The sequence below is a fragment of the Ruegeria sp. CL6 genome (genome assembly GCF_056536465.1).
In genome coordinates this window covers 134,165-159,387 of the sequence record NZ_JBQFPR010000001.1, presented here as the reverse complement: position 1 = coordinate 159,387, position 25,223 = coordinate 134,165, and the positions used below count along the sequence as shown (strand labels likewise).

The window sequence follows — 25,223 nt, the reverse complement described above, 5'->3', positions numbered from 1 at the left end:
GCCGCCAAGGGATTGTTTCCATGTCCAATGACCAACTAATCGAATTTGTCGCGGCCATTCCAATGCCGGCTTTGATGGTTGATCAGACGGAACGCATTATCGCTGCCAATACAGACGCCAAGACGTTGCTTGGTCCGGGTATAGAGGGCAGGCATTTCGCCACCATTCTAAGGCAGCCTCAGGTCATCGAAGCCATGGAGCAGAGCCTTCGAACAAGAGGCCCGGCAAAAACGCGTCATCTGGCGAACGACGGTGCTCAGGACACGACTTTTGAGGTTCAGTGCCGGTATATGAATGGTGTCGGTGCGGTTTCGGGTGGTGCGGTGCTGTCGATCTTTCAGGATGTTACCCATCTGGAACAGGCCGGACAGATGCGCCGCGATTTCGTTGCCAATGTCAGCCACGAGCTGCGCACCCCGCTGACCGCCTTGATGGGGTTCATTGAAACGCTGCGGGGGTCTGCCCGCGACGATGCCGTCGCGCGTGAGCGGTTTTTGCAGATCATGACCGATGAAGCCAACCGCATGAACAGGCTGGTCGGTGACTTGCTTTCGCTGAACCGGGTTGAAAGCGAGGAGCGCATTCGCCCGAAAGAACAGCTAGAGTTGACCGGGTTGTTGCAGTCGATCCTGAACTCTTTGCGTCCGCTTGCCGAAGATGCTGGGGTCGAATTGACACTTGCCGCGTCTCAGGGTCCAGTTTCGTTGCCGGGGGACAGCGATCAACTGCGCCAGGTGTTTACCAACCTGATCGAAAACGGCATCAAATACGGCGGCAGCGGTGGCGTGGTCGAAGTGCGCATTACGTCGTCAGAGCGAGATACCGCGATACGTGGCCCTGCTGTGCGGGTACAGGTCATCGACAAAGGGCCGGGAATCGATGCGACGCATCTGCCGCGCCTGACTGAGCGATTCTATCGCGCCGACAGTCACAGATCGCGCGAACTGGGTGGAACCGGTCTGGGTCTTGCGATTGTGAAACATATCGTAAATCGCCACCGTGGACGGCTGCGCGTTGAAAGTGAACTTGGAAAAGGTTCCGTGTTTACAGTGATTTTGCCGCGTTTATCCAATCCGTTTGCTGAATCCTGACCTCAAAATTTGGTTCTGAAGCCTGCGTTATTTTCCGCTACGTCACTTCCGAACCAAGCAAGGTGTCATAAAAGCGTTACATACCTGTCACAAAAGGCTTACGCGACGCACTTAGGGAAGCGCGCAGGATCATCATGGGGTGATCAAAATCTATCTTTTCAGGGAGACTGAAATGTCCTTTGTAAAACTGTCGGCTTCTGCGCTGGCTATTGCTGCCGTCTCGGCTACAACTGCTGCTGCTCGTGATCAGGTTCAGGTTGCTGGTTCGTCAACTGTCCTGCCTTATGCCTCGATCGTTGCTGAAGCCTTCGGTGAGAACTTTGACTTCCCGACACCAGTTGTTGAATCGGGCGGCTCGTCAGCTGGCCTCAAACGTTTCTGCGAAGGTGTTGGCGAAAACACCATCGACGTTGCCAACGCATCGCGCGCCATCCGTGAAAAAGAAATCGCGGCCTGTGCCGAAAATGGTGTAACCGACATCATCGAAGTTCAGATCGGTTATGACGGCATCGTTTTCGCATCCGACATCAACGGCAACTCGTTCGAGTTCACGCCGGAAGACTGGTACAAAGCCCTGTCCGCGCAGATCGTTGTTGATGGTCAACTGGTCGATAACCCGAACAAAACCTGGGCCGACGTGAACCCCGCGTTCCCTGCGCAGCCGATCGCAGCCTTCATCCCCGGCACCAAGCACGGCACTCGTGAAGTGTTTGAAGACAAGGTGATCCTCGCCGGTTGTGAGCATCTGGGCGATTTCGACGTCTACAAAGCCGCAAATGGCGATGACAAGAAAGCCGCTGAAAAAGCTTGTATCGCACTGCGCACCGATGGTGTTTCGGTCGACATCGATGGCGACTATACTGAAACTCTGGCCCGCATCGACAGCAACAAGGACGGCATCGGCGTCTTTGGCCTGGCCTTCTACGAGAACAACACCGACAAGCTGCAGGTTGCGACCATGTCCGGCATCGTTCCCTCGACTGAATCGATCGCTTCAGGCGAGTACCCGGTTTCGCGCCCGCTGTTCTTCTACGTAAAGAAAGCCCACATCGGCGTGATCCCCGGCCTGAAAGAATATGCTGAGTTCTTCGTCGCAGACGAGGTCGCTGGACCCGACGGCCCGCTGGCCGAGTACGGTCTGGTCTCGGATCCTGAGCTGGCGAAAGTGCAAGATGCTGTCGCGAACGAAACCGTTCTGGGCGGCGGTTCCTAATCTATCTTACGAACGGAACCGGGGCGTATTATTCGCGCCCCGGTTCTTTTTGACTCCACACCTTGCGATACCATCGGAGTTTTCATGACGTTATCCTGGCTGTTACTTTTCCTGCTTGCGCTGGCAGTGATTGGATATTTCACGGGTCGTTCCCGTGCATTGGCAAGTGCGGGCGGAGACGCTCGCGAACTTCATTCACTGCCCTCTTACTACGGCTACAATGTCGCTTTGACAGCATTGGTGCCCGCTTTGGGAGTCCTGATTATCTGGCTTCTGGTTCAGCCGATGATCGTGAACAGCACGGTTTCTGGTCTCATCCCCGAACAGGCAATCCCAGAGGGTTCAGATCGCGGCCTCATCATGAGCGAGGTGCGGCGCGTCGCTGACGGGCTGGAAGGTGCCGTTGCGACCGGTGCAATGACCGAGGCACAAGCGCAGGACGCGAACACGGATATTGAGGAACTAACCTCTACGCTGAAGAACGCTGGGCAGGTTTTGACGCAGGATATCTCTCAGCCGATCCTGATCGCTGCGCAGAAGTACCGCAGTATGACAACCGCCGGTTCTGTCGCCATGCAGATCATCGTTCTTGCTGTTGCGCTGTTGGGTGCGGCCTTCGCCTATATTCGGACGCACAAGGAATTCCGCGCCCGCAACGTGGTGGAGCAGGGTGTTCTGGCGCTGCTGTTGCTGGCTGCGTCCATCGCCATTCTGACGACTGTGGGCATCGTTCTGTCGATGTTCTTTGAGACGCTGAATTTCTTCCAACTGCATTCGTGGAAGGACTTCTTCTTTGGCAGCACATGGGCACCCAACTTCCGTGGCGGGTCCGAGCTGTCGATCCTGCCGCTGTTGTGGGGAACGCTGTATATCTCGGTCATCGCGCTGCTGGTGGCGGTGCCGATTGGCCTGTTTGCCGCGATCTACTTGTCGGAATACGCCTCGGGCGCGACGCGTGCGGTGGCGAAACCGCTGCTTGAGATCCTCGCCGGTATCCCGACCATCGTTTACGGTCTGTTTGCCCTGTTGACGGTCGGCCCCGCGCTGGTTTCGATGTTCGGCGAAGGGGGCGCGCTGGGGGTTGGCTGGATGGCCAGCTCGAACGCAGTGCTGACGGCGGGTCTGGTGATGGGTATCATGCTGATCCCGTTCGTCTCGTCCCTGTCCGACGACATCATCAACGCGGTGCCGCAGTCGATGCGCGATGGCTCGCTTGGGCTGGGTGCCACCAAATCCGAAACCGTGCGTCAGGTGGTTCTGCCTGCCGCGTTGCCCGGGATCGTCGGTGCGATCCTGCTGGCCGCCAGCCGCGCCATTGGCGAAACGATGATCGTGGTAATGGCCGCCGGCGCAATCGCCAAATTTTCAGGAAACCCGTTCGAGGCGATGACGACCATCACAACGCGGATCGTCAGCCAGTTGACCGGCGATACCGATTTTGCCAGCCCTGAAACGCTGGTGGCCTTTGCGCTGGGTCTGACCCTGTTCATCATTACGCTGGGGCTGAACATCTTCGCCCTTTATATCGTGCGCAAATACCGGGAGCAGTACGAATGACCGATATTTCCCAAACCCCAGGCGCTGCTCCTGCTGCGAAGCCCAAAGGTGGCTCGCTGTTTGAGAAAGACGCGCGCACCAAACGCCGCAATGCGGCCGAGGGGCGGTTCAAGCTGTACGGGATTGCCGCCATCGGGATCGGTGTGCTGATGCTGATCGTTTTGGTTACAAACATTGTTACCGCCGGTACGGGCGCGTTCCAGCAGACCTTCCTTGAGCTGAATGTCGAACTGAAAGAAGACAAGCTGGACAAGAAGGGCAACCGCAATATCGAAGACATCAAAAAGGTCTCGACCTTCGGATACGCCCCTCTGATCGCATCGGCGATTGAGGCCGAAGTGCAAGAGCTGGGTATCCAGACAGACCTAAAGCCCAAAGAGATGGGCAAAATCCTGTCCAAGTCAGCGCAGGCGCAGTTGCGGAGCTATGTCCTCGCCAATCCCGACGAGATTGGAAAAACAATCAGCTTCCGCTTTCTGGTTAACAGCCGCGTGGATGGCTACATGAAGGGCCGTGTAACGCGCGAGTCCATCGCCAATGACAAAAGCATCACCACCGCGCAACTGGATTTCGTCGATCAACTGCGGGACGCGGTCGTGCTGTACAAGGCCTTCAATCCCGATTTCATCTTTGGTGCGGACGCGTCCGATCAACGGCCCGAGGCCGCGGGGATCGGTGTGTCGATGCTGGGCTCGCTATTCATGATGTTCGTGGTGCTGGCGCTGGCGTTGCCGATTGGCGTGGCAGCCTCGATCTACCTTGAGGAGTTTGCACCGCAGAACCGGCTGACCGATATTATCGAGGTGAACATCTCGAACCTGGCCGCCGTGCCGTCCATCGTGTTCGGTATTCTGGGTCTGGCCGTGTTCATCAACTATATGCATTTGCCGACCTCGGCACCGCTGGTGGGTGGTCTGGTGCTGACGCTGATGACGCTGCCGACGATCATCATCTCGACCCGCGCATCGCTCAAGGCGGTGCCGCCGTCGATCCGCGATGCAGCGCTTGGGGTAGGGGCTTCCAAAATGCAGGCGGTGTTCCACCATGTGCTGCCGCTGGCTGCGCCGGGTATTCTGACCGGGACCATCATCGGTCTGGCGCAGGCGCTGGGGGAAACCGCGCCGCTGCTGCTGATCGGGATGGTGGGCTTTGTCGCCTCGAACCCGCCCGACGGTCTGGTGGCGGGCTTCCTGTCGCCGAACTCGGCCATGCCAGCGCAGATATACGAATGGTCCAAACGCGCTGACCCGGCCTTTTACGAACGTGCTTGGGGGGGCATCATCATCCTGTTGATCTTCCTCGTGACAATGAACACCATCGCGGTCATCCTGCGCCGCCGCTTTGAACGCCGCTGGTAAGGGGCTTATTATGAACGATATGACACGAGTGGAGAGAACCGTGGACTCCAAAGCTATCAAGATCGCCGCGAACAAGGTTCAGGTCTATTACGGCGACACTCACGCCATCAAAGACGTGAATGTTGAGATCGAAGAAAAGACCGTGACTGCATTCATCGGCCCGTCCGGTTGCGGCAAGTCCACGTTCCTGCGCTGCCTGAACCGGATGAACGACACGATCGACATCTGCCGGGTCGAAGGCGATATCCTGCTGGATGGCGAGGATATCTATGATAAGCGCGTCGATCCCGTACAGCTGCGTGCCAAGGTGGGCATGGTGTTCCAAAAACCGAACCCATTCCCCAAATCGATCTACGACAACGTAGCCTACGGTCCGCGTATCCACGGCCTTGCCAAGAACAAGGCGGAACTGGATGAGATTGTTGAGAAATCCCTACGCCGTGGTGCGATCTGGGATGAGGTCAAAGACCGTCTGGATGCCCCCGGCACCGGCCTTTCCGGTGGTCAGCAGCAGCGTTTGTGCATCGCCCGCGCCGTGGCGACCGAACCCGAAGTTCTGCTGATGGATGAGCCATGCTCGGCCCTGGACCCGATCGCAACCGCGCAGGTCGAGGAGTTGATTGATGAACTGCGCTCACGCTATTCGGTGGTGATCGTGACCCACTCGATGCAGCAGGCCGCGCGGGTCAGCCAGAAAACAGCGTTTTTCCACCTTGGGAACCTCGTCGAGTTTGGCGAGACCGGGCAAATCTTCACCAATCCCGAAGATCCCCGCACCGAAAGCTACATCACCGGCCGGATCGGTTGAGGACAGGTATTAGAACATGACCGAACAACATATTGCATCCGCTTTCGACCGCGATCTCGAAGCGATTCAGGCCCATATCATGAAAATGGGCGGGCTGGTCGAAGCCGCCATCCTGGGCGCCGCACGGTCGCTGGAATCCCGGGACGAGGAGCTGGCCCAACAGGTGCGTCAGGGCGACAAGGCCATCGACGCTCTGGAAGAACTGATCGACGAAGAGACCGCGCGTCTGATTGCTTTGCGCGCGCCCACGGCCAGCGATCTGCGTTTGGTCCTGTCGGTCCTGAAAGTGTCTGGCAACCTTGAACGGATCGGTGACTATGCCAAGAACATCGCAAAGCGGACCACTGTCATAGCCAATGCGGGCGAGATCAACGGCAGCGCTGCGGCTTTGCGCCGAATGGCGCGTGAGGTTGAACTGATGCTGCGGGACGCGCTGGATGCTTATATTCAGCGCGACGCTGAACTGGCCACGGACGTCATCAACCGCGATGAAGAAGTGGACCAGATGTATAACGGCCTGTTCCGCGAATTGCTGACCTTTATGGCGGAAGATCCGCGCAACATTTCATCCTGTATGCACCTGCATTTCATTGCCAAGAACATTGAAAGAATGGGCGACCATGTGACCGCAATCGCCGAGCAGGTCGTTTACCTCGTGACCGGCGAACGCCCGGCAGAGGCGCGGCCGAAGGCTGATATCACTTCGCAATCCGTTTAGGAGTTTTGAGACATGTCCGCTGATCAACCAACCGTGCTGGTTGTCGAGGATGAGCTGGCTCAGCGCGAAGTGCTGGCCTACAACCTCGAGGCAGAAGGATTCAAGGTTTCCAAGGCCGCCAGTGGTGACGAGGCCATGCTGTTGGTCGACGAGGATAACCCGGACATCATTGTTCTGGATTGGATGATGCCGAACCTCAGCGGGATAGAGGTATGTCGAAGGCTGAAATCCCGCCCGGACACGCGGTCAATTCCGATCATTATGCTGTCTGCGCGCTCGGAAGAGGTCGATAAGGTGCGCGGCTTGGAAACGGGCGCGGATGACTATGTGGTCAAGCCGTATTCGGTTGTCGAGTTGATGGCCAGGGTCAGAACTCAGTTGCGTCGGGTACGCCCCGCGACAGTGGGATTGCGGCTGGAATACGACGACATCATTCTGGATTCCGAGACCCACAAGGTCAGCCGCGACAACATGCCGTTGAAACTGGGCCCAACAGAATTCCGCCTGTTAAGCACTTTCATGGAAAAACCGGGTCGTGTCTGGAGCCGTGAACAACTGCTGGACCGTGTCTGGGGGCGCGATATCTATGTCGATACCCGTACGGTTGACGTGCATATCGGTCGGCTACGGAAGGCTTTGACGCAACATGGCGGCAAAGATCCCGTTCGCACGGTGCGAGGAGCAGGCTACGCCTTGGGATGACGTCAGGGCAGGGGGTGCACTCATAAACGTATGAGTTGAACTCATAACATATTGCGAATCTCTTACTGTCATTTCAGCGACCGACAGGTTAGTTTGCGCCCAAGAAAATTGAGCGGAGACAGACCATGAACGCCCCTGATACAAAGCCGACCCTGCGTGCCAAAGATGCTCCGGACTTGGGTCAATTCGCTTGGGACGATCCGTTCCGTCTGTCAGATCAGTTGACAGAAGACGAGCGTATGATCGCGGCAAGTGCACAGGCATACGCACAAGAAAAGCTTCAACCAAGGGTTACAGACGCGTTTCAAAACGAAGAAACCGATCCTGAAATCTTTCGGGAAATGGGTGAAATGGGTCTTTTGGGAACCACTATCCCCGAAGAATACGGTGGATTGGGCGGCGGATACGTGTCGTATGGTTTGGTCGCCCGCGAGGTCGAGCGCGTGGATTCCGGTTATCGGTCGATGATGTCGGTCCAAAGCTCGTTGGTCATGTACCCGATCTATGCATATGGCAGCGAAGAACAGCGCCGGAAATACCTGCCCAAGCTTGCCAGCGGAGAATGGATTGGTTGTTTCGGGTTGACCGAACCGGACGCCGGTTCTGATCCGGCGGGTATGAAAACCCGAGCCGAGAAGATTGACGGCGGCTATCGGTTGACTGGCAGCAAAATGTGGATCTCGAACTCTCCGATTGCGGATGTCTTCGTGATCTGGGCCAAGTCCGATGCGCACGATGGTAAAATTCGTGGGTTCGTTCTGGACAAAGGTCTCAAGGGCCTGAGTGCTCCGAAAATCCAAAACAAGATGAGTTTGCGCGCGTCGATCACTGGCGAGATCGTTTTGGATTGTGTCGAGGTGGGCGAGGGCGCGTTGCTGCCTCATGTTCAAGGTTTGAAAGGCCCGTTTGGGTGTCTGAACCGCGCTCGGTACGGAATTAGCTGGGGTGTCATGGGCGCGGCCGAAGCGTGCTGGCACGGTGCACGTCAATACGGGCTGGATCGGAAACAGTTCAACAAGCCTTTGGCGCAAACTCAACTGTTCCAGCGCAAGCTGGCTGACATGCAGACCGAGATTGCTTTGGGCTTGCAAGGAAGTTTGCGCGTTGGCCGTCTGATGGATCAGGCCGATGCCGCGCCCGAGATGATCTCTATTGTCAAACGCAACAATTGCGGCAAGGCGCTTGAAATCGCGCGCATGGCCCGAGACATGCACGGCGGCAACGGTATCTCGCTGGAATTCCAGGTGATCCGGCACATGGTCAATCTTGAAACTGTGAACACCTATGAAGGCACGCATGACGTCCATGCGTTGATCCTGGGACGGGCACAGACTGGATTACAGGCGTTTTACTGATCCCATCAATAAGTCGCATAATCGGTATTATGGTAAAAAATGTGATTAGCTAACTTTAGCTTTTCACGTTTAACCAGTGCTTTAGGATTACTTCCTGAACACAATGCCGAGGTGAAAAATGGAACTGCGCGGAAAAACGATTGTTGTCACTGGCGCCGCTGGTGGCATCGGCAAAGGTCTTGCAGAACGCTTTGCTCGTGAAAACGCGACTGTAGTTTGCGCGGACATTGATCAAGCTGGTGCAGACGCCATAGCTCAATCAATCGGTGGACACTCGTTTCGTTGCGATGTTTCGCGCGAAGACGATGTGAAGAACCTGATCGAAGACGTTGAAAAAAATATCGGTTCTATAGATCTGTTCTGCGCGAATGCCGGCATCCTGACGCTTGGCGGTCTGGATGTGCCTGACGAAGAATGGGACCGGATTTGGAAAATAAACGTCATGTCCCATGTTTGGGCAGCGCGTCATCTTGTGCCTCGCATGATTGCGCGCGGTGGCGGTTATTTTCTGACAACGGCTTCGGCTGCGGGACTATTGAATCAGCCCGGTGCCGCGCCCTATGGGGTGACTAAGCACGCGGCCGTTGGGTTCGCAGAGTGGCTTTCTTTGACGTATGGCCACAAGGGGCTGTGTGTATCCGTCCTATGTCCGCAGGCAGTTCGCTCGGAAATGACGCGCGGACACGAAGAGTCCGTCGCTTCGATTGACGGAATGCTTGAACCGGAAGACGTCGCCGAAGCGTGCGTCAAAGCAATTCAAGCGGAACAGTTTTTGATCCTTCCGCATCCCGAAGTTCTGAACTACATGCAGGTCAAAGCTGGCGACTACGAGCGCTGGTTAGGCGGGATGCGTGTGTTAAATCAGAAGTTTATCGAAGGAAATTAACCGGATTTCTGCGTTTTCCGCATCAACCCTTCCTGGGCGACCGATGCGACCAGAGTTCCGTCTTCCGAGTATATCGAGCCACGATTAAAGTTGCGCCCTCGTCCGGTCCAGGGTGCATCCATCGCGTACATGTGCCATTTCTCAAAACGTACCGGAGCATGAAACCATAGCGCATGATCCAGGCTCGCGCCGTTGACATCCCCCGAGAACCAGCTCAGCCCGTGTGGGCGCAAGCCAGAGCTTAGCAAGTACATGTCCGAGGCATATGTCAAAAGCAATTGTTGTGTAACTTCATCGACTTGTGATGCGGCATTCATGCGAAACCAGATTTGATTTCGGTCATCTGATTGTTCGGGTGTCAACGGGTGTAAATGACTGGCTTCGCGAACTTCTATTGGTCGTTCTCGTTTCAGTTCGCCGTGCAGTTTGGCTGGGACTTCGTCAAGATACCTGTCGCGCAGCTCGTCTCGCGAAGGGTATTTTTCGGGCTTTTCAAGGCTTGGCATAGCGTGCTGATGATCCCAGCCTTCATCCATCACATGAAACGAAGCGGACATGTTCAGTATTTGTTTTCCATGCTGTATCGCGACAACACGCCGGGTCGTGAAGGAACCTCCATCTCGTGCCCTATCCACTTGATAAATAACGGGAATGGATGGATCGCCAGGTCGAATAAAATACGCGTGCAAAGAGTGGCACAGCCTGTCGTCAACGGTACGGTACGCAGCCGCAAGCGCCTGAGCGACCACCTGCCCGCCAAATATTCTCGTGGGGGTTTCACCGCCTGAACCGACACCGCGATACAGGTCAACTTCAAGCCTTTCGACGTTCAAAAGGTCAAGAAGGATGCGTTCTGCCTCAGTCATGCGGTGTCTCCGGCTGTGTGTTGGAAGGGGCCTATCAGCACAGTCCCGGTCATTCAATCATTGCCCCATGTACAAGAGCCTTCAATTCGGAACGCGATGGGTAAGAACTGGAAGGTGACAGTTGGGTGAAAAATACGACAGTCAGGTCATTTACCCGATCAATCCAAAAGAAAGTCGAGGCCATACCACCCCAACTGTAATCTCCGATGGACCCCGGAGTGCGCGTCCTGCCGGGGTTCAACACGACCGCTCCACCAAGACCGAAACCCGTCCCCTCCATTGGTTGTTCGGCAAAACTCTGAGGCCCCATGGATGCAATGTCTCCGGGTAAGTGGTTTTGCATCATGTAATCGACGGTCTTTGGCCCCAGTAAGCGGTGACCGTTGCCCTGCCCCCGATTACGAAGCATCTCGGCAAACTTGGCGTAGTCGTCGATGGTTCCCACCAGCCCTCCACCGCCTGAAAAGGTCGTTGCATGCTCGAAAGGGGATTTTCCGAGGTGATCTACCAACCGCAGGGTTTGGGCTCCCTTCTCGGCCGAGTTCAGCGCCATCGCGTCCCCGGACAGCGGCGTGTACAGGGACGCAAACCGATCCCCTGCCCCGACAGACACCGAAAAGTCTGTTTCCTCAATCCCCAGCGGTTCAAATATCTGCGTGCGGAAGAACTGGTCGAGTGTCTGGCCGGACACGACTTCGATAACGCGACCCAATACGTCAATTCCAACGGAGTATTCCCAGCGGGTTCCGGGTTGAAACGCCAGTGGCAGCTTTGCAAGATCAAAAACGCGGTCCTTCAAAAGCCCCTGCCTTGGTCCGAAGATCATGTCCTGATCATCCATAGCCGCCGGCAGCACTCCGGGATTGAAAGGATAACTGAAGCCGCTTGTGTGGGTCAGGATTTGATGCAGCGTCGGAGGTGTCGATGCCTCAGTCTGATCTATCCGCGACGCGCCTTTGATCAGGGCGCGTGCATTTTTGAATTCAGGAATAAAATCAGATACCTGCGCGTCAAGATGAAACAAGCCACGCTCGGCCAGAATCATAAGGGCGGCTGATGTCACAGGTTTTGTCATCGAGTATATTCGGGCGATCGTATCGCGTTCAAATGGCAGTTTGTTTTCAACACTTCTGAGGCCCGCCGAGTGGAAGAACACCTCAGATCCACGATGCAGAACCAACAATGAACTACCCGCGTATTTTTCTTCGTCAACATAGCGCTGCATCCAATCACGGATACGGTCCAGCCGCGTTTCATCAAATTTCATCTGACTGCCCATCGGTTCTTGAAAACTTTGAATGTATCGACGTGACTTTGCGATCCCTTGAGCCAAAATGACAGAGAAAACGGCGTTTTCTCCCATTGTCGTACTTTGATCGCGGCCACCTGCTACAATGTTAGAGAAAGAGAATCGGTTCGTCGTGGCGAGTGTGTGGTTGAAAACTGCCATTTGGGGAGAAGAAGATGCCGCAAGCCGTAGATTTCTTTTATGATTTTTGCAGTCCCAACGCGTTTCTAGCGCACAAGGTCCTGCCTGACGTTGCCGCTCGGCACGGGGTCGAGATCAACTATGTTCCGGTGCTATTGGCTACGGTTTTCAAGGCAACGCATAATCAGAACCCGTTTCAGGCGTTTTCAGAAATCCGTCAAAAGTCTGCTTATCTGACCCATGACCTTCATCGGTATGCCAGACGCCGTGGGCTTAGCTTCCATATGAGTCCGCACTATCCGGTCAATACCAAGTTTGCGATGCGCGGCGCTATATTCGCGCGTGGAAAGGCGTGGGAAAACAATTATGTAGATGCCATATTTGATGCAATCTGGGTTCACGGTCAGAAAGTTGATGAGATCAATGTTCTAGCAGATATCCTGCAAGAGAACGAATTGCCGGTTCGTAAACTCCGAGAAGCTATGACCGGAGTTGAGGTGAAGCAGCGGCTCAAGGATCAGACGAAAGCCGCTGTTAGAAAAGGCGTATTTGGCGTGCCTACCTTTTTCGCAGGTTCCGAGATGTTCTTTGGCAAAAACAGCCTTGGGAACTTGGAGCTTGAGCTGCCAAGTTCATCCTGATCAATTGTTTTCGGCCGAAACCAGAGCGGCCAGGCCGTGCTGAGCGAACATCGGGACGAATGCCCCTAGCCTTTGCGCACGCTTCGGATCAGAAGCATTTCCATCCAGAGAACGTTTATAAACCCCCTGTAGGATGGCGGCCATGCGGAAGAAGTTGAAGGCCAGGTAGAACCCGAAATTGTCGATCCCGGAAATACCCCTTCTTTGACAATACTTATCGATAAACTCCTGATCTGACGGCAAACCCAAGGAAGCCCGATCGATGCCTGCCAGTCCTCGTCCCTCTTTTCCCGGTGGCATCTGCCATTGCATTATGACGGCTGCCAGATCGGCGTAAGGGTGGCCGATGGTCGACAATTCCCAATCCAGAACACCGATGCAGCGGGTTCCGTTTTGTTCAAACATCATGTTGTCGATCCGATAGTCACCGTGAACCAGAGTTCGCTGACCGTCATCTGCGGGGATCGCGCTTTCCAACTTTGTGATTAGCGTGTCCATATCCTCAATGGTTCTAGTTTCCGAGGCCCGGTATTGTTTTGTCCACCGTGCGACCTGACGCTCAAAATAGTTCCCTGGCGGCCCGAAGTCCGAAAGCCCGACAGCATCAACGTCAACCATATGCAACTCTGCCAACACGCGGTTCATCTCATCAAACACGTCAGTTCGGGTCTGATTTGTCTCACCGTCCATGGTCGGCTCAAGGAAACTGCGCCCTTCGAGTCGTTCCATTATGTAAAATGCAGAGCCGATGACGTTGTCATCCTCGCACAGAAGATACATCTTTGGCACGGGCACGTTGCTTTCGACAAGCGCGCTTTGAACGCGAAACTCGCGGTCAACCGCGTGGGCCGATTTCAGCAGAACCCCTGGTGGCTTGCGGCGCAGAACGTATGACTTCGCCGGTGTCCGCAGCTCGAACGTGGGATTAGACTGTCCGACGTCGAACTTTGTTGCGTCCAGCGGCCCTTGATAGCCCTCAAGATGAGCGTTCAGGTAGCTGTCCACCGCTGTCAGGTCCAGATTTGCTTTGTCCGTCATTCCTGTTCCCATTGCAGCGCGTTCCTATTGTGCCCCGGCAAAAATATTTCCAGCCGTCACGACATTTATGCCGCCCGAAACCGGTATGACAGCGCCGGTAACATAACTTCCCCCGCGGCCGCACAGAAACAGCATGCAGCCAGCAATATCTTCATCACAACCAACGCGGCCCAGAGGGACGGTTTTGCCTACTTTTTTCCGCAGCGTCTCATCCCCTGTCGCAAACGCCGTCATACGAGAGACAAACGGACCCGGTGCCAGCGCGTTTACGGTGATATTATAGGGAGACAGCTCTTTCGCCATGATTTTTGTAAGATGCAGCACAGCCGCCTTTGAGGCCGCGTAACTGTAGGCACCGTCACCCATCGGGACCTCACCCATCACCGACCCGACATTGACAACGCGCGCCGGATCGTCTGCGGAACCTGACTTCATAAGTATGGGCAGAAGTTTCTGAGTTAGATCGAAAATTCCGGCAACGTTGACGGACATCACCTTGTCCCAGGCTTCGTATGGAAACTGGCCCATCGGCGCACCCCAGGATACACCAGCGTTATTCATTAGAATATCAAGGCGATCTGTCCGGTTGTTAATCTCGGAAACCATGGCCTCTACGCCTTCTTTGGTTCCAACGTCCCCTCCGAAACCTTCGGCGCTGCCAGGAGCATCCAGTGCGTTCAACTCGTCGGCCACTGCTTCGCAGGCTTCGCTTTTACGAGAGGCAATCAGAACATGCGCGCCTGCCCTTACCAGAGCTTCAGCGGCCATTCGCCCTATTCCTGTTGCACCGCCAGTGACGAGTGCGGTTTTACCCTGCAGCGAAAATAACGTTTCGGGGGTCATGGTTTTTACCTCGGTGTTTTCAGTATGGCGCGCATAAGTCGAGATTCCCTCCAGCCTTGCACCCTTCACTAAAGTGCGCGGAGTTGGTTTCTTGACAACAGTTTCTGCGGCGCCAAAGTTCCTCCTGACCGAATAACAGGGATAACGGAACCAACATGCAAGCATTACTCAGCGTCGCTCCTGGGGGACCAGAAACTTTGGAACTGACCACCCTGCCCGACCCGGAACCCAAGAAGGGTGAATTGCTGGTTGGGATTCGGGCCGCAGGCGTGAATTTTCCTGATACCCTGATGATCCGGGACCTGTATCAGATCAAGCCACCCAGACCATTTGCGCCGGGCGGAGAGATCGCGGGCGAAGTGCTGGCGGTCGGCGAAGGTGTTACCGGATTCGACGTGGGTGATCGTGTTTTGGCGCTGACTGGCCACGGAGGGTTCGCAACTCGTCTGCGGATCAAAGCTGCCACTGCGGTCAAATTTCCTGCGTCAATGCCTTTTGAGGACGCGGCGTGTTTCATTTTTACCTACGGCACGTCTTACCACGCGCTCAAGGACCGCGCGAACGTTCAGGCGGATGAAACCGTCCTGATACTGGGCGCTGCCGGTGGCGTCGGTACTGCCGCCATCGAATTGAGCAAGGCTATGGGCGCCAGGGTGATCGCCGCAGTTTCATCTGACGAAAAAGCAGAGTTCTGCCGCCAGATCGGAGCGGATGAAACCATCGTGTATTCGCACACGATGGACCGGGATGCGCAAAAGGCATTGTCTTCTGAAATCAAGACTTTGGCCGGACCTAACGGAGTCGATGTCGTCTACGACGCTGTGGGTGGAGACTATGCCGAACCTGCACTGCGCAGTATGGCGTGGAATGGCCGGTATCTGGTTGTTGGGTTCCCGGCAGGTATTCCCAAGATTCCGCTTAATCTGCCACTGCTCAAAGGCTGTCAGATTGTTGGCGTTTTCTGGGGCGCTTCGGTTTTTCGTGACCCGTCCGGGCACGCAGAAAATGTCAAAGAATTGTTCGACTTATACGGCAAGGGCGCGATCAGACCGCAGATCAGCGCAAAGTTTCCACTGGACCGTGCCGCCGAAGCGCTGACGATGTTGGCGGATCGAACAGCCCTGGGCAAAGTGGTGATTTCAATGCCGGAAAACTCGTGAGATCGAAATCTGAGCTGAACAAAGACGGCGTGCGGGGTGTTTCTCGTGCGCTTGAAATTTGCGCCGGTGGTAGACATCCCCACCTTTTCGCGTTTATGAACCTGTAAACGGGAACAGTGAGAAAATGCACAAAGCTCTGATTTTAAACGGCCCGAACCTCAATCTTCTGGGTACTCGGCAGCCAAAGGTTTACGGCAGCACGACACTGGAGATGGTCGAGCATTTGTGCGTGAAACACGGCAAATCTGTTGGTCTGGACGTGTCTCATTTTCAATCAAACCACGAAGGTCAGTTGATTGATGCAATTCACGTGGCCAAGGACACCCAACACGGCATCGTCCTGAACGCCGGGGCGTACACGCATACGTCTATCGCGCTAATGGACGCCATTGCGTCGGTGGAGTTGCCAGTGGTGGAAGTGCACTTGTCCAACATCCACGCGCGTGAGAGCTTTCGACACGCCTCGTATATTGCGCGCGTGGCGATCGGGCAAATTTGCGGTTTCGGGGCGCAAAGCTATGTGTTGGCTCTGGATGCGTTGTCCGCTCACTTGAACGCAAGGGCTTCTGCATGAAGCTGCATGAGTATCTCCATTTCCTCAGTTATACCAAAACGCTCGAGGAACTTTGGGACGCTCATTGCAGGCAAATGGCCGAGTATGGTTTTCACCGGCTGCTCTACGGTTTCACACGCTTTAGGACTGAAACGTCGCTGGGCGATCCAGAGGACTTCGTAATTCTGACCAACCACGGCAAGGACTACTTGGATGGGTTCCTGCGGGACGGCCTGTATTTCAACGCTCCGATGTTGAAATGGGCTTTGCAGAACGAAGGTGCCGCTAGTTGGAAAATTACACAGGACATGATGGTGGACGGAACCCTTACGGAACACGAACGCAAAGTTGTCGAGTTCAATCGTTCCAAGGGTGTTGTGGCTGGTTATACCGTCAGCTTCAATTCGGTTTCGATGCGCTCAAAGGGCGCGATTTCACTGTCTGGCTGCGGTTCGCGCACTCAGGAAGAAGTTGACGAGGTGTGGGCCGAGCATGGCGAAGACATCCTGTTGATGAACAACGTCGCGCATCTCAAGATTTTGACCCTGCCTTACAATGCCCCTAACCGTGCGCTGACCAAGCGGCAGCGCGAGGCGCTGGAATGGGTCGGCGACGGGAAGACGACACAGGACATTGCCCTGCTGATGGGGCTGACTGCAGCGACGGTTGAAAAGCATCTGAGGCTCGCGCGAGAGTCGTTGGCGGTGGAAACGACGGCTCAGGCTGTGCTCAAGGCGTCATTGCAGAACCAGATGTTCATCATGGAAGCGTAACGGGCCAAATTTTGACGCTGCTCTGCGTCAATTTACCTTAGGTAAGGAAAACATGACTTCCCGAATCTGAGCATTTGGTTGCACAGTGTTAATGTTCCGTGAGTGGTGGCTTTAGCCTGGGAACGTTTGGTCGGATCTTTGCAATAACAAAGCTCTCTGATCGCTCTGGCACAGGGGCGTCTATTCGTCCACGTACCTATGTCGGAAATCATGGGGGGCCTCAACCATCCCCATCATGCGGGGCCCCTCATTCTATCCAATGAGTATTGGACACTTCGGTGTCCTTTTTTATTTGCGCAAACAAAAGGCCGGCTACGCAGTGCGTGGCCGGCCTTTGTGATGAACTCAGAACCCAAACGGGATCTGAGATCGAATTTAGCCCTGAGCGGCTTTGGCAACTTCGGCTGCGAAGTCTTCTTTTTCGACAACGATGCCTTCGCCAACTTCCAGACGGATAAAGCCGGTGATGGTTGCGCCAGCTTCTTTCGCGGCCGCTTCAACGGTCAGATCAGGGTTCACAACGAACTGCTGGTTCAGCAGGGTCGATTCCGCCACGAATTTCTTCATGCGGCCTTCGATCATCTTCTCGATCACCTGCTCCGGCTTGCCGGATTCGCGGGCGATGTCCATCTGAACCTGCTTTTCCTTCTCGACAACAGCCGAGTCCATGTCCGCCTCGGACAGAGCTGCCGGGTTCACAGCCGCGATATGCATCGCAATCTGCTTACCGATCGTTTCGTCACCACCGGTCAGAGCAACCAGAACGCCGATTTTACCCATGCCGTTGGTTGCAGCATTGTGGACGTAGGACACAACGGTGTCGCCCGACAGCTTGGCCATACGACGCACCGACATGTTTTCGCCAATGGTTGCGATCTTGTCGGTCAGAGTGTCCGCGACGTTCTTGCCGCCCAGATCAGCAGCCAGCAGAGCTTCGACATTGTCGACGCCTTCGGCTGCGTATGCGATCTTGCCGACCATTTCTTGGAATTCGGCGTTTTTCGCGACGAAATCAGTTTCCGAGTTTACTTCGACTGCAACACCGTTGCCGCCATTGACGTGGACTGCAACCAGACCTTCGGCTGCGGTACGACCCGATTTCTTGGCTGCTTTTGCAAGACCCTTGGTGCGCAGCCAGTCAACGGCTTCTTCCATGTTGCCGCCGGTTTCGGTCAGCGCTTTTTTCGCGTCCATCATGCCTGCGCCGGTCGAGTCGCGCAGTTCTTTTACCATTGCTGCTGTGATTGCCATCTTTTGGCTCTCCTCAATTCAAACGGAATTGGGGCAGGTCATACCCTGCCCCATATGTCATTTACGTGACGGGCAGCTTACGCTTCGGCAGGGGTTTCTGCGTCGGCGGGCGCTTCTTCTGCAACGGCTTCTTCAACCGGAGCTTCTTCAAACTCACCCAGGTCAACACCTGCGGCGCCCAGCTGGGCGGTCATACCGTCCAGAGCGGCACGAGCGGCCAGGTCGCAGTACAGCGAGATCGCGCGGGCTGCGTCGTCGTTGCCGGGGATGATGTAGTCTACACCATCGGGCGAGCAGTTGGTGTCGACAATAGCCACAACCGGGATGCCCAGCTTGTTGGCTTCGGCGATGGCCAGTGCTTCTTTTTTGACGTCGATGACGAACAGCAGGTCAGGAACGCCGCCCATCTCGCGGATACCGCCCAGCGACGCTTGCAGCTTCTGCTGGTCACGCTCCATGCCCAGACGCTCTTTCTTGGTCAGGCCTTCTGCGCCGGATTCCATGGCTTCGTCGATCTGGTTCAGACGGTTGATTGACTGGGAAACGGTTTTCCAGTTGGTCAGCGTGCCGCCCAGCCAGCGGTGGTTCATGTAGTACTGAGCCGACTTTTCAGCCGCTTCAGCGATCGGGCCAGCGGCCTGACGCTTGGTACCAACGAACAGAACGCGGCCACCTTTTGCGACGGTGTCACGAACGGCCTGCAGAGCCTGATCCAGCATCGGAACGGTCTGGGTCAGATCCATGATGTGGATGCCATTGCGCGAGCCGTAGATGAACGGGCCCATGCGGGGATTCCAACGCTGTGTCTGGTGACCAAAGTGAACGCCAGCTTCCAGCAGCTGACGCATGGTGAACTCGGGAAGAGCCATGCTATTTTCCTTTTCCGGTTTACGCCTGGGCGGGGGTGAAAGAAGCGGATGCTCCAACCGGCGGTCTTGATGAGGATGTCTCCCTCAAAAAGGCCAAACCCCGCCTGCGGGTTTAATGGCGCGCGTATACGGCAGGTTTAGAAGCAGCGCAAGAGGCTTTTGCCCTTATTTTTCAAGCTGCGCCAGACTATGCGCATGACGGACCGCAGCTTCGCAATGAGCAGCCAGTTCTTTGCGGTTGGCAAAGTCGCTGACCTTGGCCGGAGCGTGATAGATCAGCTCGATCGACCCCTGTCGCCGTGCCCCGAGTGTTTTCAGCAGGTGCGGTCCAAAATCCATGTCGCCCCACCATCCGTAAAACCTGTTCGGCTCGCCTTGAGGTGCATGATAGACAACTGAAACCGGCTGCACGTACATGAAATCACGCAGTTCATCGGTAAAGAACGCGGCAAAGAGCGTTGTTTTGAAAGGTAAAACGCGCAGACCATCCGTCGAGGTTCCTTCCGGAAAGAACAGCAACTTGTGACCGGCGGTCAAACGTTCTTGAAACAGAAGAGTCTGTTCGCGCGCTTTCTTGCGATCCCGTTCAATGAAAACCGTGCCGGTTGCGCGGGCGAGCCATCCGATACCGGGCCATTTTGCGACCTCTGCTTTCGACACGAAATACACTCTTTTGCGCGCATTCAGCGAAAAGATGTCCAACCAGGATGAGTGATTTGCCACAACCGCCCCGCGTTGCGTCATCAACTCACCTGATGTTTCAAAGCCAATGCCAAGAATACGCAGTGCATTTCGGCAGACGAACTGCGTGATGAACGGAGTTACCGGGCGGTGCAGTCCAAAGAAGGGAATTTCAATCAGACGAATGACAAGCAGGATGGTTAAACCACCAAGCAGCAAAACGATCAAAGGTACACCACGCAGGATCGCAAGTGCCCAGCCCGAAATGCCGAGCTCGATGGGGTCTGGGGCATCTTCGCTGTGCCAGGACGAGTCACTCAACGCTTTAAGCTCCGCTATAAATACGCCGTTGGCGTTCGTTCATGCGCGCCGTATCGAGGATCAGGCACACGTCCGTAGTGTTAAAGGCGTGGTCAATGAACGCCCCCTCGCCCACGAACCCGCCCAGCCGCAGATAGGCTTTGATCAAGGCGGGCACCTGAACCATAGCCGCGCGGCGGTCCAGCGCGTCCGGGGCGACCAGATCCATCGACTCAAACACTTCGGGCTGCGCCCGGACCCTTAGGTCTGGCGGGGCGAGATGGTTGTGATGCAGCATGGACAGAGGCTGCGCCAGAGCCTGCACATCGGTGCCGTGAAAACTGGCAACACCGAACAGCACCTCGATCTGGCGCTCTGCCACATAGGTCGCCAGACCATTCCACAGATGATACATCGCCGTACCGCCGCGATAGTCGGGATGAAGGCAGGACCGCCCCAGTTCCAACAGCTTGCGCCCGCTGTCTTTCAGGACAGTCACATCATATTCGTCTTCGGAATAAAATTGCCCCAATTCTGCGGCACGTTCGCCCGGTAACAGCCTGTAAACGCCTACAGTTTCGCCTGTCTGGTCGTCGATCGCCAGCATGTGGTCGAAATAGGGGTCGAACTTGTCCCGCTCAAGCCCGGCGTCGTGGTCCACCATCTCTCCGCCGCCGCCCAGCTCGCGTACGAAAACGTTATAGCGAAGCCGTTGCGCTGCGTGCAGTTCGGCGTCGGTCTCGGCGAGTTTGACGGTGAAGGATGGGCCTGCGTCCGGCATCTGAGGTTCCGTGTTGTTTCAGGGCTGATACCGCAGGTGCCGGGGGGATGGCAACATAAGGCGCGAGCGACCGCGCGTTAACCTTTCCTAAACCAGTTTCACGGATCAAAGACAGGCATCAGGGCGATGCGCGATCCGTCAATCACCACTTTCCCCTGCTCGCGGAAGTTTACGGTGATCTTGCCGCCGATATTGGACTGCACTTGTCCAATGCCCCAATCGGGGAAATCAGGGTGGCGGACATACATGCCCGGTGCAAGAATGGCATTGAGGTCTGACATGACTGGGCTCCGGGTCCGGCGGCAGATACAGCAGGAGGTACGCATGAGCGCTACAGACGTCAACCTGGTCGAGCTGATCGGCTCGCGCATCTGTCACGATCTTATCAGCCCAATCGGGGCGATCACCAACGGTCTGGAACTGCTTGAGATGGTTGGCGGCACTCAAGGTCCCGAGATGGAGCTGATCGCAGGCAGTGTCGGCAGCGCCGGGGCGCGAATACGCTTTTTTCGAGTGGCCTTCGGGTCCGCAGGTGAACAGCCCCTTGGGCGGGCTGAAGTGGCAGAGCTGCTGAAGGATGTGGAAAAAGCAGGCCGGGTGCGAGTCAACTGGAACCTGACCGAGGCGGTGCCCCGAAATCAGGTCAAATTAGCGTTTTTGGCCTTGATGTGTTGTGAAAGCGCAATGCCATTTGGTGGAGACGTGACCATCTTGGGTGATGGCCGCAACTGGTCGGTAACTGGCGTCGGCGACAAGTTGAACCTAGACAGCGATCTTTGGAAAAACCTGCCGACGGGCCGTTTCTCAAACAAAGTAACCCCGGCGCATGTGCAGTTCGCCCTTCTACCGGACGCAGCGGTCGCTTTGGGGCGGCGGGTTGCTGTGGATACCACCTCAACCCGCATCGTGATCCGGTTCTAGTCGCGGACAGTCCCGTTCCCGCGGACCAGATATTTGAAACTGGTTAGCTGAGCCGCACCAACCGGACCACGCGCATGCATTTTGCCTGTGGCAATCCCGATTTCGGCGCCCATTCCGAACTCCCCACCATCGGCGAATTGGGTCGAGGCGTTGTGCATTAGAATCGCGCTGTCGAGACGTTCAAAGAACCGATCTGCAGCGGCCTGATCCTCGGTGATGATGCAATCCGTATGGTTCGAGCCGAATTCACGGATGTGAGCGATTGCATCATCGATGCCCTGCACGGGTTTGGCGGCAATGATGCTGTCCAGGAACTCTTTGCCCCAATCCTCAGCGGTTGCGTCAATAGTACCCGGGGTAGCCAGAGAGCCCTCTGCGTGAACCTCGACACCTGCCGCCAGTAGTGCTTGGATAACGCTTTGACCCAATGTCTCGGCGATATCTTCATGAACGAGCAGGCATTCTGCAGCACCGCAAATTCCAGTGCGCCGCGTTTTGGCGTTCAGGACAACATCCAGCGTTTTCTGCAATTCTGCGGCTTTGTCGACATAGATGTGCACGATCCCTTCGAGATGCGCAAAGACCGGTACGCGGGCTTCCCGTTGCACCAGCCCTACCAGCCCTTTACCGCCACGAGGGACAATCACGTCGACATAGTCGGTCATCCGTAATAATTCCTGCACAGCCGCCCTATCCCGTGTGGGGACCAACTGAATGGCGTCTTCGGGCAGGTTTGCGGCCTTCAACCCTTCGACCAGACAGGCATGGATTGCGCCCGAAGAGTGAAAGCTCTCGGACCCACCGCGCAGGATCACGGCATTCCCTGATTTCAGACAAAGGGCGCCGGCATCTGCCGTTACGTTCGGGCGGCTTTCATAGATCACACCGATAACGCCAAGCGGTGTGCGCACGCGTTGAATGTTGAGGCCGGACGCCATGTCCCATTCGGAAAGAACCTCTCCGACCGGGTCAGTCTGATCAGCCACTGTGCGCAGCCCATCGACCATGCCCTGTACGCGGGCTTCGTCCAGCATCAGACGGTCCATCATGGCCGGGCTCAAACCCTTTTCGCGCCCGAACTCTAGGTCTTTTTTGTTTGCCTCGATGATGTCCGCACGACGCGCCCATACTGCGTCAGCCGCCGCGATCAGGGCGGCATGTTTACGCTCGGCACTCGCAAAGGCCAGATCGGACGACGCGGCTTTCGCCCGCGCACCGAGATCAGCCATCAGGGCGGGAATGCTGTCAAAATCCTTCATCTTTCGTGCCTTTCTTTTCTTACAGCGCCAGATCGTCCCGGTGGATCAGAACGGCGCGGCCCGGATAGCCTAGCGTCGCCTCGATCTCGGAAGACTTGCGCCCCTTGATTGCATCCGCCTCTTGCGCGGTATAGCGGCTGAGCCCCTGCGCCAAGCGTCGCGCCTGTGGGTCGATGATCGCCACTGGGTCGCCGCGTCCAAAATCGCCGGTCACTTCGACGATACCCGCTGGCAGCAGGCTTTTGCCATTGCCAAGGGCCTTCGCTGCGCCCGCATCCACCACGATCTCACCGCGCGGTTTCATCGCCGAGATCCAGCGTTTGCGCGCCGCGTGCGGGTCAACCGTGGCCGTGAACCACGTGCAATTCGCCCCGCTTTCCAGCGTTTTCAAAGGGTTCAAAGGTGACCCTTCGGTGATCGCCATATCGCACCCCGCCGCCGTCGCCATCTTAGCGGCCAGCAGTTTGGTCTTCATACCACCTTTGGACAGACCCGAACCCGCATCACCCGCCATCTCCTCAATCTCAGGAGTGATTTCCTCGATCACGTCATAGCGCGTGGCCGAGGCATCCTGAACCGGGTTGCCAGTATAGAACCCGTCAACGTCCGACAGCAGGATCAGTTGATCCGCACCGACCGTGACGGCGATTTGCGCGGCAAGGCGGTCATTGTCTCCATATCGGATCTCATCCGTGGCGACTGTATCGTTTTCGTTGACAATCGGCACGACACCAAGCCCCAACAGGGTCTCAAGTGTGGCGCGTGAGTTCAGATAGCGGCGGCGATCTGCACTGTCCTCAAGGGTAACCAGAACCTGTGCGGTTGTAATCTTGTGCGGCGTTAGCGCCTCTTCATACGCGCGGGCAAGGCGAATTTGACCTACCGCAGCGGCTGCCTGAGATTGCTCAAGCGGCAACGTATCCATCGGCAGGTCCAATACACCCCGACCCAAAGCGATGGACCCAGAGGACACCAAGATAACATCCGTCCCCTGCCCTTTGAGCCACGCAACATCCTGCGCCAGTGAATGAAGCCAGTCTGACCGCAACAAACCAGTGGTGCGGTCCACCAGCAAAGCAGACCCGATTTTCACAACAAGACGTTTGGCGGCACTTAGGGTTGCCAAGGCTGCGCCTCCTCAGCGGGTTTCTGGCGCACCCGATTGTCGTCAATCTGCGCACGCAACGCGCGGAGCACTTCGGTCACGCCCAGATGTGCGACACCCGACATGGTCATGACAGGACCACCGACAGCTTCTTCCAGCGCGGCCTTAGCCAGCGCGCGTTCCTCATCATCTAGCGCGTCGACCTTGTTCAGCACGGTGATCCGAGGTTTCTCGGCCAGTTCACCGCCGTATGCCTCAAGTTCATGAATGATGGTGCGGTAATCTTCGGCCACGGTTTCCGAGGTGCCGTCGACCAGATGCAGCAACACGGCGCAACGTTCGACATGGCCCAGAAAACGGTCACCAATGCCGCGCCCTTCGTGCGCACCTTCGATCAGGCCGGGGATATCAGCGACAACAAATTCGACGTTATCAACGCCCACAACGCCCAGATTGGGGTGCAGGGTCGTAAACGGATAATCCGCAATCTTCGGTCGCGCGTTCGAGGTGGCCGCCAGAAAGGTTGACTTGCCCGCATTGGGCATCCCCAGCAGACCCACATCAGCGATCAGCTTCAGCCGCAGCCAGATGGTGCGGTCGATCCCCGCCTGCCCCGGATTGGCGCGGCGCGGTGCCTGGTTGGTGGCCGATTTGAAATGCAGGTTACCGAACCCGCCATTGCCGCCCTTGGCCAGCAACACGCGCTGCCCAACCTCGGTCAGGTCGCAGATGACGGTCTCTTCGTCCTCATCCAGAATCTCAGTGCCGACGGGCACGCGCAGGACGATGTCATCGCCATCCTTGCCCGTGCGCTGTTGACCACGACCCGGCTGACCGTTCTTGGCAAAGAAGTGTTGCTGATAGCGGAAGTCGATCAGGGTGTTCAGCCCGTCCACAACCTCGGCCCAGACCGAGCCACCTTTGCCGCCGTCCCCGCCATCGGGTCCGCCGTATTCAATGTACTTTTCACGCCGAAAGCTGACGCAGCCGCCACCTCCGGCCCCGGACCGGATGTAGACCTTTGCAAGATCGAGAAATTTCATGACTGTCCCCTAATGCAAAGGC

At 56.3% G+C, this 25,223-nt stretch carries 26 protein-coding genes; 14 read left to right on the top strand and 12 right to left on the bottom strand.

What is annotated here, in order from left to right:
* Window positions 1–20 precede the first annotated feature (20 nt).
* The 9 genes from ACR0LH_RS00850 to ACR0LH_RS00810 all read left to right on the top strand — a co-directional run bounded on the left by ACR0LH_RS00850 (window position 21) and on the right by ACR0LH_RS00810 (window position 9,688).
* Window positions 21–1,091, top strand: a complete 1,071-nt coding sequence (locus ACR0LH_RS00850) for an ATP-binding protein (protein WP_480719279.1) — start codon at window positions 21–23, stop codon at window positions 1,089–1,091.
* Window positions 1,092–1,263: 172 nt separating this feature from the next.
* The gene (locus ACR0LH_RS00845) at window positions 1,264–2,304 is read left to right on the top strand and encodes a substrate-binding domain-containing protein (protein ID WP_480719278.1); all 1,041 of its coding nucleotides are present in this window, start codon (window positions 1,264–1,266) and stop codon (window positions 2,302–2,304) included.
* A gap of 84 nt (window positions 2,305–2,388) precedes the next feature.
* The gene (gene pstC / locus ACR0LH_RS00840) at window positions 2,389–3,861 is read left to right on the top strand and encodes a phosphate ABC transporter permease subunit PstC (RefSeq protein ID WP_480719277.1); all 1,473 of its coding nucleotides are present in this window, start codon (window positions 2,389–2,391) and stop codon (window positions 3,859–3,861) included.
* Complete coding sequence (gene pstA / locus ACR0LH_RS00835) at window positions 3,858–5,219, top strand: phosphate ABC transporter permease PstA (RefSeq protein WP_480719276.1); 1,362 nt, start codon at window positions 3,858–3,860, stop codon at window positions 5,217–5,219. Before pstC ends, pstA begins: the two co-directional genes overlap by 4 nt.
* A 10-nt stretch (window positions 5,220–5,229) precedes the next feature.
* Window positions 5,230–6,027, top strand: a complete 798-nt coding sequence (gene pstB / locus ACR0LH_RS00830) for a phosphate ABC transporter ATP-binding protein PstB (RefSeq protein WP_170389306.1) — start codon at window positions 5,230–5,232, stop codon at window positions 6,025–6,027.
* Window positions 6,028–6,043: 16 nt separating this feature from the next.
* Entirely contained in the window at window positions 6,044–6,745 is a 702-nt protein-coding gene (gene phoU, locus ACR0LH_RS00825) for a phosphate signaling complex protein PhoU (protein WP_170389307.1), read from the top strand.
* 12 nt (window positions 6,746–6,757) lie between these two features.
* The gene (phoB, locus tag ACR0LH_RS00820) at window positions 6,758–7,447 is read left to right on the top strand and encodes a phosphate regulon transcriptional regulator PhoB (protein ID WP_170389308.1); all 690 of its coding nucleotides are present in this window, start codon (window positions 6,758–6,760) and stop codon (window positions 7,445–7,447) included.
* A 125-nt stretch (window positions 7,448–7,572) separates the two neighbouring features.
* Window positions 7,573–8,802 carry an acyl-CoA dehydrogenase gene (locus ACR0LH_RS00815; protein ID WP_480719275.1) on the top strand — a complete coding sequence of 410 codons (1,230 nt, stop codon included), beginning with the start codon at window positions 7,573–7,575 and terminating at the stop codon, window positions 8,800–8,802.
* A 118-nt stretch (window positions 8,803–8,920) separates the two neighbouring features.
* The gene (locus ACR0LH_RS00810) at window positions 8,921–9,688 is read left to right on the top strand and encodes an SDR family oxidoreductase (protein ID WP_480719274.1); all 768 of its coding nucleotides are present in this window, start codon (window positions 8,921–8,923) and stop codon (window positions 9,686–9,688) included.
* Here ACR0LH_RS00810 and ACR0LH_RS00805 read toward each other — a convergent pair.
* Together ACR0LH_RS00805 and ACR0LH_RS00800 are read right to left on the bottom strand one after the other, a co-directional pair.
* A complete protein-coding gene (locus ACR0LH_RS00805) occupies window positions 9,685–10,554 on the bottom strand; it encodes an acyl-CoA thioesterase (protein ID WP_480719273.1) in 870 nt (289 codons plus the stop codon). The two genes, ACR0LH_RS00810 and ACR0LH_RS00805, sit on opposite strands and share 4 nt — an antisense overlap.
* A gap of 49 nt (window positions 10,555–10,603) precedes the next feature.
* Window positions 10,604–11,821: a serine hydrolase domain-containing protein gene (locus ACR0LH_RS00800; RefSeq protein ID WP_480719272.1), complete on the bottom strand. Its 1,218-nt coding sequence runs from the start codon at window positions 11,819–11,821 to the stop codon at window positions 10,604–10,606.
* Between the two features lie 197 nt (window positions 11,822–12,018).
* Here ACR0LH_RS00800 and ACR0LH_RS00795 point away from each other — a divergent pair, with 197 nt between their 5' ends.
* Entirely contained in the window at window positions 12,019–12,624 is a 606-nt protein-coding gene (locus tag ACR0LH_RS00795; RefSeq protein ID WP_170485421.1) for a 2-hydroxychromene-2-carboxylate isomerase, read from the top strand.
* On the opposite strand, the gene ACR0LH_RS00790 is transcribed toward ACR0LH_RS00795, so the two are convergent.
* Together ACR0LH_RS00790 and ACR0LH_RS00785 are read right to left on the bottom strand one after the other, a co-directional pair.
* Window positions 12,625–13,662, bottom strand: coding sequence for a phosphotransferase family protein (locus tag ACR0LH_RS00790; protein WP_480719271.1), 1,038 nt, complete (start codon window positions 13,660–13,662; stop codon window positions 12,625–12,627).
* A gap of 24 nt (window positions 13,663–13,686) precedes the next feature.
* A complete protein-coding gene (locus ACR0LH_RS00785) occupies window positions 13,687–14,505 on the bottom strand; it encodes an SDR family oxidoreductase (RefSeq protein ID WP_170485426.1) in 819 nt (272 codons plus the stop codon).
* Between the two features lie 155 nt (window positions 14,506–14,660).
* Between ACR0LH_RS00785 and ACR0LH_RS00780 the strand changes: the two genes are divergently transcribed.
* From ACR0LH_RS00780 to ACR0LH_RS00770, 3 genes are all read left to right on the top strand, one after another.
* A complete protein-coding gene (locus ACR0LH_RS00780) occupies window positions 14,661–15,665 on the top strand; it encodes an NADPH:quinone oxidoreductase family protein (protein WP_170485428.1) in 1,005 nt (334 codons plus the stop codon).
* A gap of 124 nt (window positions 15,666–15,789) precedes the next feature.
* Entirely contained in the window at window positions 15,790–16,239 is a 450-nt protein-coding gene (aroQ, locus tag ACR0LH_RS00775) for a type II 3-dehydroquinate dehydratase (protein WP_480719270.1), read from the top strand.
* Window positions 16,236–16,991 carry a LuxR family transcriptional regulator gene (locus ACR0LH_RS00770; protein ID WP_170388350.1) on the top strand — a complete coding sequence of 252 codons (756 nt, stop codon included), beginning with the start codon at window positions 16,236–16,238 and terminating at the stop codon, window positions 16,989–16,991. The genes aroQ and ACR0LH_RS00770 overlap by 4 nt, the downstream gene beginning before the upstream one ends.
* A gap of 375 nt (window positions 16,992–17,366) precedes the next feature.
* On the opposite strand, the gene tsf is transcribed toward ACR0LH_RS00770, so the two are convergent.
* The 5 genes from tsf to ACR0LH_RS00745 all read right to left on the bottom strand — a co-directional run bounded on the left by tsf (window position 17,367) and on the right by ACR0LH_RS00745 (window position 21,154).
* A complete protein-coding gene (gene tsf / locus ACR0LH_RS00765; protein WP_480719269.1) occupies window positions 17,367–18,242 on the bottom strand; it encodes a translation elongation factor Ts in 876 nt (291 codons plus the stop codon).
* 77 nt (window positions 18,243–18,319) lie between these two features.
* Entirely contained in the window at window positions 18,320–19,111 is a 792-nt protein-coding gene (gene rpsB / locus ACR0LH_RS00760) for a 30S ribosomal protein S2 (protein WP_170388354.1), read from the bottom strand.
* 165 nt (window positions 19,112–19,276) lie between these two features.
* Complete coding sequence (gene olsA / locus ACR0LH_RS00755; RefSeq protein ID WP_480719268.1) at window positions 19,277–20,113, bottom strand: lyso-ornithine lipid O-acyltransferase; 837 nt, start codon at window positions 20,111–20,113, stop codon at window positions 19,277–19,279.
* A 4-nt stretch (window positions 20,114–20,117) separates the two neighbouring features.
* Window positions 20,118–20,873 (bottom strand): L-ornithine N(alpha)-acyltransferase, encoded by a 756-nt coding sequence (gene olsB / locus ACR0LH_RS00750; protein WP_480719267.1) that lies wholly within the window; start codon window positions 20,871–20,873, stop codon window positions 20,118–20,120.
* A 98-nt stretch (window positions 20,874–20,971) separates the two neighbouring features.
* The gene (locus ACR0LH_RS00745; RefSeq protein WP_170388360.1) at window positions 20,972–21,154 is read right to left on the bottom strand and encodes a DUF3553 domain-containing protein; all 183 of its coding nucleotides are present in this window, start codon (window positions 21,152–21,154) and stop codon (window positions 20,972–20,974) included.
* A 43-nt stretch (window positions 21,155–21,197) separates the two neighbouring features.
* Here ACR0LH_RS00745 and ACR0LH_RS00740 point away from each other — a divergent pair, with 43 nt between their 5' ends.
* Complete coding sequence (locus tag ACR0LH_RS00740) at window positions 21,198–21,794, top strand: histidine phosphotransferase family protein (RefSeq protein WP_480719266.1); 597 nt, start codon at window positions 21,198–21,200, stop codon at window positions 21,792–21,794.
* Here the strand turns inward: ACR0LH_RS00740 and ACR0LH_RS00735 are convergent.
* The 3 genes from ACR0LH_RS00735 to obgE are packed head-to-tail and all read right to left on the bottom strand — an operon-like array spanning window position 21,791 to window position 25,201.
* Window positions 21,791–23,053, bottom strand: coding sequence for a glutamate-5-semialdehyde dehydrogenase (locus ACR0LH_RS00735; protein WP_480719265.1), 1,263 nt, complete (start codon window positions 23,051–23,053; stop codon window positions 21,791–21,793). The genes ACR0LH_RS00740 and ACR0LH_RS00735 overlap by 4 nt on opposite strands.
* 19 nt (window positions 23,054–23,072) lie before the next feature.
* Window positions 23,073–24,179 carry a glutamate 5-kinase gene (proB, locus tag ACR0LH_RS00730; protein ID WP_480719264.1) on the bottom strand — a complete coding sequence of 369 codons (1,107 nt, stop codon included), beginning with the start codon at window positions 24,177–24,179 and terminating at the stop codon, window positions 23,073–23,075.
* Window positions 24,167–25,201 carry a GTPase ObgE gene (gene obgE / locus ACR0LH_RS00725; protein ID WP_170388368.1) on the bottom strand — a complete coding sequence of 345 codons (1,035 nt, stop codon included), beginning with the start codon at window positions 25,199–25,201 and terminating at the stop codon, window positions 24,167–24,169. The genes proB and obgE overlap by 13 nt, the downstream gene beginning before the upstream one ends.
* Between the last annotated feature and the right edge of the window lie 22 nt (window positions 25,202–25,223).